Here is a 7,572-nt window from a genome sequence, read left to right as displayed (position 1 = left end):
ATCACGCTCAGGCGCCCACTGCTCGTCAAGGGCGAGCCGGGCACCGGCAAGACCATGCTGGCCGAGGAGGTTGCGCAGGCGCTCGACATGCCGCTGCTGCAGTGGCACATCAAGTCGACGACCAAGGCGCAGCAGGGCCTGTACGAGTACGACGCGGTGTCCCGCCTGCGCGACTCGCAGCTCAAGGACCTCGAAGGCGGCGAGAAGGTCAAGGACATCCACAACTACATCCTGCGCGGTGTGCTGTGGCAGGCCTTCACGGCCGACCGGCCGGTGGCGCTGCTGATCGACGAGATCGACAAGGCCGACATCGAATTCCCCAACGACCTGCTGCGCGAGCTGGACCGCATGGAGTTCTACGTCTACGAGACGCACGAGATGGTCAAGGCCGTGCACCGGCCGGTGGTGTTCATCACCTCCAACAACGAAAAGGAACTGCCGGACGCCTTCCTGCGCCGCTGCTTCTTCCACTACATCAAGTTTCCGGACGCCGAGACCCTGAAGGCCATCGTCGAGGTGCATTATCCCGGCATCAAGCATCGCCTCGTCGAAGTGGCCCTGCGCGTCTTCCTCGAAACCCGCGAGGTGCCCGGCCTCAAGAAGAAGCCCTCGACCTCGGAACTGCTCGACTGGCTCAAGCTCCTCGTCTCCGAGGACATCGCGCCCGAGACGCTACGCGAGCGCGACGGCCGCAAGTTCATCCCGCCGCTGCACGGCGCGCTCCTGAAGAACGAGCAGGACGTCGGCCTGTTCGAGAAGCTCGCCTTCATGATGCGGCGTGAACAGCGCGGCAGCTGACCGGCCCGTCGAAACGACCCCTGGCGCGGACACGGCGCGGGACCAGATAGGTCGGGTCACCGCGTCTGTCCTCGCAGCGGAACGTCCCCATGAAACTGAAGAAGCTCGGCCGCACAGGCCTCGACATCTCGCCCCTCTGCCTCGGTTGCATGACCTACGGCGTGCCCGAGCGCGGGCCCCATCCCTGGACCCTGCGCGAGGATGAGAGCCGTGTGCTGATCCGCCAGGCCCTCGATCTCGGCATCAACTTCTTCGACACCGCCAACTACTACTCGGACGGGACGAGCGAGGAGATCGTCGGCCGGGCGCTGCGCGACTTTGCCGATCGCGATGCCATCGTGCTCGCGACGAAATGCTACTTCCCCCTCAAGAGCCAGCCCAATGCCGGCGGCCTTTCGCGAAAAGCCATCTTCGCCTCCATCGATGCGAGCCTGAAGCGGCTCGGGACCGACCATGTCGACCTGTTCCAGATCCATCGCTGGGATTACGGCACGCCGATCGAGGTGACGCTGGAGGCGCTGCACGACGTGGTGAAGGCCGGCAAGGCCCGCTACATCGGCGCGTCCTCGATGTTCGCCTGGCAGTTCGCCAAGGCGCTGTTCACCGCCGACCGCTACGGCTGGACCCGGTTCGCGACGATGCAGGACCACTACAACCTCCTCCACCGGGAGGAGGAGCGGGAGATGCTACCGCTCTGCGTCGACCAGGACATCGCCGTTTTGCCGTGGAGCCCCCTGGCGCGCGGGCGCCTGACCCGCGACTGGGATGTCCGCAGCGCTCGCCAGGACAGCGACGATGTTGGTCGGCACCTCTACGCCTCGGCAGAGGCAGCGGACCGCGCCATCGTGGAGCAGGTGGCAGCCATCGCCGCCGCGCGCGGTGTCCCCCGGGCACAGGTGGCCCTGGCCTGGGTCCTGCAGAAATCCGCCGTGACCGCGCCGATCATCGGAGCGTCCAAAACCAGCCACCTGGACGACGCGGTGGCGGCCCTGGATCTCGTGCTGACGCCGGAGGAGATGCTGGCCCTCGAAGCGCCCTACACCCCGCACCCCGTCGTCGGTTTCAGCTAGGATCGCGGACAGTCCGGCGCTCGCTTTATTGCCGCTGCTCCGATCTGCACGTCTCTGTTCGGAAAGTCTCAGTCCGCATGCGTCGCCTCATTCTCCTACGTCACGCCAAGTCCGATCGTCCGGCGGGCGTTTCCGACCTCGACCGCCCCCTGAATTCGCGTGGCAAGCGCACGGCGCCGCGCGTCGGAGAATATCTCGCGGCGGAAGGCTTGCGGCCGGATGCCGTCGTGGTCTCGCCCTCCTTGCGGACGCGCCAGACCTGGGACGCGGTACAGCCGGCCTTGAAGGGGCCGGAGCCGGAGATCGTGCAGGCGATCTACGAGGCGCCGGATTCCGCCCTGCTCGCCGTCCTGCGGTCGACCCCCGACACGGCGGCGAGCCTCCTGATGATCGGGCACAATCCCGGGCTTCAGGAACTGGCGCTGCGTCTCGCGGGCTCCGGCGACAAGACGGGACGCAAGCGCCTCACCGTCGAATTTCCCACGGCTGCCGTCGCGGTCATCGATTTCGAGGGCGAGACCTGGGGTTCGGTCGCGGCGGGCAGCGGCCGGCTGGAGCGCTTCGTCGCCCCGCGAGAACTCGACATCAACGACTGAGCGAACCCGGCGTAACGACGTAGAATGAACCGTTCGACGGCGCGGGCCGTTGCCCTGGTCCCCGGCAAGCTTCGCAGATCCCGTGCTCCTGACCACGCTCCTCGTCCTGACGACGCTGCTGCCGCGCCTCGACGAGGCGGTGCCGGACCTCCGACTCAACCTTCGGATGTGGAGCGCGGCCCTGCAGGGGCTGGAGGAAAAGCCCGTGGCTTTCCCTGTCTTCCAGCCCGAGGCGCGGGCGGTCTCGAACTGGCGCGTGCAGGCCGGGGACGCCTTGCGCCCGGCATCCCTCGCCTTGGTGGCGCGTTACGCCGCGACCGAGCCGGCTTTCGTGGCGCGCTGCGTGAAGCTGAACAATTACTGGTGCATCAAGCGCGCGCGCTGGAACGGTGAGATCGGCGCGGATGCCGAGGGCCATACGGGGTTCGCCACCGCCGCCGACGGTGCTGACGCGGCGGCACAATTGCTCCGGCGCTATTACCGCGAGTTCGGGAGACGTTCCGCGCTGGCGATCGTCCGGCGCTGGGCTCCGGCGGAGTGCCGGATCGGTGGCGGGATGCCGGCGGCGCGCGGGCCCTCTTCGAAGGTATCGGGCGATCTCGCACCGCGTGGGATCGGCCGAACGCTGCGGGCGCGCTTTCTCGCCCGCAACACGCGCGGCGGCGTGCCGCGCGCGGCTATCGCTGGACGAGGTGGGCCCTTGCGCATCCAGCCCTGGTCGCCGCTGGCCCGGATGGGCGCGCACCCGCGCAGGATGGCGGCCGCCTTACCGAAGCCCGCCACCGAATCGCAGGGGGCGACCGCACGGGCATCCAGCGGAGGCGTGCCTGCGAAGAGCAACCTGCTGGTGCGGCCGTCGCAACTCCTGGCAAAACCTTCCACGATCATCGCCAAGCCGTCGGTGCTGCTCGTGGAGCCCAGCGCCGTCCTCGGCCAAGCGAGCGCCGCCTCGCGCCCGGAGACACGGGGTCCTGCCTCGTCGACCACGCTCCTGCAGAAACGCTTCGTCGCCGAATCCGCCGCGCTGCCGGCTATCGCGGCCGGTGTCCCGGCGATCCCGCTCCTCGATCTCAGCGTGCCGGCGCCGCTCTGCGCCAACGACGAGACGCGCATCCGCAACTATGCCGCGCGCATCGCCGGTAGCGTCGGGCTCAAGGTCGACGACGATCTGGCGCTTTTCAGCCCCGAGGGCCGCCCTTTGCCCAACCTGCGGGCGGTGATGCTCGCGATGTCGAGCGTCGAATTGGGGAGCCTGCGCGCCGGGCCGGCCCTGGTCGAGGCCGCGATTGCGCGCCTCGATGCGATCACCCTGGCCGCGCTCTCCACACGCCAGCCCTGATGGTCCCGTCCGCGTCCGACAAGCCTTGCGGTGGCGTATGCGGCGCGCCACCTCAGCGGCATCGCGCCGGGCGTCCCGCGTCGCCGTCCTTTTCGTCCTCCCTCGACAGGTTGCCATGAACAGCTTCGCCGCGCGTGCGGGTTCCGCGGTCAAGGCCTTCGCCGAGGCGTCGAGCGACCTGTTGATCCAGCCGACCCTGCGCCTCGGCGTCACCGGCCTGGCGCGCTCCGGCAAGACCGTGTTCACGACGGCGCTGATCCATCACCTCGTCGAGGCGCATGCCATGCCAGCCTTCGCGCCGGCGCACGAGGGCCGCCTGCGCCGCGCCCGGCTGGTGCCTCAGCCCGACGACGACATTCCCCGCTTTCCCTACGAGGAGCACTACGCGGCGCTGACCGAGCAGCGCCTGTGGCCGCGCTCCACCGACCGGATCAGTCAGTTCCGGCTCGCCATCGAGTACGAGCGCAGCGGGACCTGGCGCTCGGGGCCGGGCACCCTGATGCTCGATGTGGTCGACTATCCCGGCGAGTGGCTCCTCGACCTCGCCCTGATCGACCAGACCTACACGGCATGGTCGCGGGCCACCATCGCGGGCACACGGCGCAGCGGACGCGGCGCGATGGCCGCGCCCTGGCTCGAAACTCTGAAGAACCTCGATCCGCGAGGGCCCCTCGACGAGGTGGTGGCCGAACATGCGAGCACCGCCTTCAAGACCTACCTGTCTGCCCTGCGGGCCGGGCCGGAGGCGGTGGCGACGACGCCGCCCGGCCGGTTCCTGATGCCCGGCGATCTTGCTGGATCGCCGGCCCTGACTTTCGCGCCCCTCGACAACCTGCCCGAGATTCTGGTGCCGAGCAGCCTCGCCGGGCTCATGGAGCGGCGCTTCGAGGCCTACAAGGCCAAGGTCGTCGAGCCGTTCTTTCGCAACCACTTTCAGCGGGTCGATCGACAGATCGTGCTGGTCGACGTCCTGGCGGCGGTGGATGCCGGTCCGGCCGCCCTCGCGGAACTCGAGGAAGCCCTGGACTCGGTGCTTCTGAGCTTCCGCATCGGTCGCAACTCCATCCTGTCGCGTCTGTTCGCACCGCGTGCCGAGCGCATCCTGTTCGCCGCCACCAAGGCGGACCACCTGCACCAGACCAGCCACGACCGTCTCGACGCGTTGCTGCGCCTGCTCGTCTCCCGCGCCATGCGCCGGACGGAAGCCGCCGGTGCCCGCGTCGGCACCGTGGCGCTCGCCTCCGTAAGGGCGACGCGCGAGACCACCATCCACGACGGGGACGAGATCCTGCGGGCGGTCTCGGGCACGCCGGAAGCGGGCGAAACCGTCGGTGAGGAGGTCTTCGACGGCTTGAGCGAAGCGGCGGTCTTCCCCGGCGAGCTGCCGCCCCGACCCGAAGCGGTGCTGGAGGGCGGCGTGCCGCCGGGCTCCCTGCGCTTTCCGCGCTTTCGACCGCCGTTGGTGAAGCCCGACGCGTTAGGGCGCCCCGGTGCCCTGCCGCAGATCCGGCTCGACCGCGCCATGCAGTTCCTCATCGGCGACAAGCTCGCGTGATGCCTGTCAGGATGTTCCGCCCATGAGCTCGACCATGAACGGTCCGACGAACCGCCCCCGCGCCTTCCGCATCCCGGCGGCCGCGCCGCTCGCGAATGCGGAGGGTGTCGCCCCTCCACCGCCCTCTCAGGTGCGGATCGTCGAGGAGCCTTTCGAGATCGTGGAGGCCGCCGACGGGGTCGCGGTGCCGGTGGCCCCGAAGCGCCGCGCGCCCTGGCTCAGCCTGCTCCTGCTTGCCCTCGGCGGACTCGTCTCGCTCGGCATCGGGCTCTCGGTCGAGCGTCTGATCGCCGACCTGTTCAGCGCCGCGCCGTGGCTCGGGGCCGTCGCCCTGGTGTTGCTGGTGCTGGCCGCCGTGGCCTTTCTCGCCATCGTGGCGCGCGAACTCTCCGGCATCTGGCGCGAGCGTCAGATCGAGCGCGTGCGCGGTCAGGCGATCGAGGCCATCGCGACGCGCGACCATACCTCAGCGCAGGCCGTGGTGCGCGATCTGACCGCGCTCTACGCTGACCACGCGGCGCTGGCGGCGGGCCGTTCCCGGCTGGAGACCCTCGGCGACGCGATCCTCGACGTCGATGACCGGATCGGCCTGGCCGAGCACGAACTCCTGGCGCCCCTCGACCGGCAGGTGCGCAATGCCATCGCGGGTGCGGCAAAGCAGGTCTCGGCCGTGACGGCCCTGAGCCCGCGCGCCATCGTCGACGTCGCGTTCGTGGTGTTCGCCGCCGTGCGCCTGCTGCGCCGGATCGCGGCGATCTATGGCGGGCGCCCGGGTTTCCTCGGCTTCCTGCGGTTGGCGCGCGCGGCCTTCGCGCATCTCACCGTCACCGGCGGTATGGCGGTGGGCGAGAGCATGATCCAGCAGGTGCTGGGCCTCGGCATCGCCGCGCGGGTCTCGGCCAAGCTCGGGGAGGGCGTCCTCAACGGGCTCATGACGGCGCGCTTCGGCCTCGCCGCCATGGCGGTGTGCCGGCCCTTACCGTTCGTGAGAGAAACACCGCCGCGTCTGTCGGACGTCGCCGGCGAGTTGCTGAAACCCCTCGGCGACGAGCCGAAGGCCTGAGGTCCGAGGGCGTGGTTTCAAAGGTTCTTCATGAAACCGGCGAGCCGCATCAGTCCCTCCGGCCAGGGGCCGTGCCCGCTCGCGACATTGATGTGTCCCGACTCGCCGGCATCGACCACGACGGCACCCCAGGCGTAGGCGAAATCCTCCGCCCGCGCGTAGCTGCAATACGGGTCGTTCCGGCTCGCGACCAGGAGCGACGGAAAGGGTAGGGGATCACGGGGCACCGGCGCGAACGCGGTCACGCTGGGGGGGAGCTTCGGTGTGGTCTCCACGTCCGGGAATGCGACCAAGAGGGCACCCTTCACGGCGCCGGCCCGGAACTGAGGCGCCGCCTGCACCGCCGCGACGACCCCGAGGCTGTGGGCGATGAGCATAACGGGACGGGTCGCCGCATTCACCGCCGCCGCGATGCGCGTGCGCCAGGCTTCCGCGTCGGGCTCGTGCCAATCGTCCTGCTCGACGATCCGGCCGGTCGAGAGACGGTCGGCCCAGCGGGCCTGCCAGTGTTCATCCTCGGAACCGGCATAGCCGGGCAAGATCAGGATGTCGCAATCGGCAATCTTCATGCGTCGTCCGATAGCGCCTCGCTCCGAAAGCGTCGAGGGGCTAGGCCCTTCCAAGACTTCACGATGCGAATGCGGAAAAGGGGTGGCACCCTTCGATGCCACCCCTTCCGGGACGTCCGATTCTTGACCTGACCGATCTCAACGCTGCTGCGGCGCGGTGCCTCCGGCGCGAGGCGCAGGGCCTGGCTCTTCGGTGCCGCTGGCACGCTGGACCACGGCATTCAGGTTCTCGGGATCGAGGGCGCTTGCCACGAATTCACGACCGCGATCGGTGAAGTCGCGTGCGTAGCGCAGCCCCTGGCCGCGAACCTCGTCGGCCCAGGGACCGACGTTCTGGTCCTCGGTGCGAGTGCGCGGCAGGAGAGCACCGATCAGCATGCCGGCCGCGAGACCGACCACGCCGACCAGCAGCGGATGCTCCGCCACGAAGTCCTCGACGGCGGAGCGGCCATCCTGGAGGCGGGCGCTGCCACGCTCGCCGAGGTCGCCAATCTGGCGACGGCCGGACCTGTGCGTGTCCTCGACCCAGCCTCGGGCGTCATCGACGGCACTGGATGCGCGGGCGCGCAGGTCCTGCACGGT

The 7,572-nt window shown here is 69.5% G+C and carries 7 protein-coding genes and 1 pseudogene; 6 read left to right on the top strand and 2 right to left on the bottom strand.

All coding sequences use genetic code 11. The features are described from left to right. From JWQ05_RS15750 to JWQ05_RS15725, 6 genes are all read left to right on the top strand, one after another. Nucleotides 1-798, top strand: a 798-nt coding sequence (locus tag JWQ05_RS15750) for a MoxR family ATPase (protein WP_299660157.1), incomplete at its 5' end; no start/stop codon positions are given. 89 nt (nt 799-887) lie between these two features. Beyond that, nucleotides 888-1,868, top strand: a complete 981-nt coding sequence (locus tag JWQ05_RS15745; protein ID WP_299660155.1) for an aldo/keto reductase — start codon at nt 888-890, stop codon at nt 1,866-1,868. 77 nt (nt 1,869-1,945) lie between these two features. Then, entirely contained in the window at nt 1,946-2,464 is a 519-nt protein-coding gene (locus JWQ05_RS15740) for a histidine phosphatase family protein (protein WP_299660153.1), read from the top strand. 82 nt (nt 2,465-2,546) lie between these two features. After that, nucleotides 2,547-3,803: a hypothetical protein gene (locus JWQ05_RS15735; protein ID WP_299660151.1), complete on the top strand. Its 1,257-nt coding sequence runs from the start codon at nt 2,547-2,549 to the stop codon at nt 3,801-3,803. Between the two features lie 115 nt (nt 3,804-3,918). Beyond that, nucleotides 3,919-5,358 carry a YcjX family protein gene (locus JWQ05_RS15730; protein ID WP_299660149.1) on the top strand — a complete coding sequence of 480 codons (1,440 nt, stop codon included), beginning with the start codon at nt 3,919-3,921 and terminating at the stop codon, nt 5,356-5,358. A 34-nt stretch (nt 5,359-5,392) separates the two neighbouring features. Then, nucleotides 5,393-6,421: a YcjF family protein gene (locus JWQ05_RS15725; RefSeq protein WP_299660159.1), complete on the top strand. Its 1,029-nt coding sequence runs from the start codon at nt 5,393-5,395 to the stop codon at nt 6,419-6,421. Between the two features lie 17 nt (nt 6,422-6,438). On the opposite strand, the gene JWQ05_RS15720 is transcribed toward JWQ05_RS15725, so the two are convergent. After that, nucleotides 6,439-6,990, bottom strand: coding sequence for an alpha/beta hydrolase (locus tag JWQ05_RS15720; RefSeq protein WP_299660146.1), 552 nt, complete (start codon nt 6,988-6,990; stop codon nt 6,439-6,441). A 138-nt stretch (nt 6,991-7,128) separates the two neighbouring features. Continuing rightward, a pseudogene (locus JWQ05_RS15715) lies at nt 7,129-7,572 on the bottom strand (hypothetical protein); the annotation flags it as partial.

The organism is Methylobacterium sp., from assembly GCF_028290105.1.
Classification (GTDB): domain Bacteria; phylum Pseudomonadota; class Alphaproteobacteria; order Rhizobiales; family Beijerinckiaceae; genus Methylobacterium.
Note: the sequence above shows the minus strand (reverse complement) of the source record. Positions and strands in the feature narration are given on the sequence as shown.

Bases quoted from the DNA above. Each gene is read 5' to 3' on its own strand.
- JWQ05_RS15740 (WP_299660153.1), top strand. From the start codon at position 1,946: ATGCGTCGCCTCATTCTCCTACGTCACGCCAAGTCCGATCGTCCGGCG.
- JWQ05_RS15720 (WP_299660146.1), bottom strand. From the start codon at position 6,990: ATGAAGATTGCCGATTGCGACATCCTGATCTTGCCCGGCTATGCCGGT.
- JWQ05_RS15745 (WP_299660155.1), top strand. From the start codon at position 888: ATGAAACTGAAGAAGCTCGGCCGCACAGGCCTCGACATCTCGCCCCTC.
- JWQ05_RS15730 (WP_299660149.1), top strand. From the start codon at position 3,919: ATGAACAGCTTCGCCGCGCGTGCGGGTTCCGCGGTCAAGGCCTTCGCC.
- JWQ05_RS15725 (WP_299660159.1), top strand. From the start codon at position 5,393: ATGAACGGTCCGACGAACCGCCCCCGCGCCTTCCGCATCCCGGCGGCC.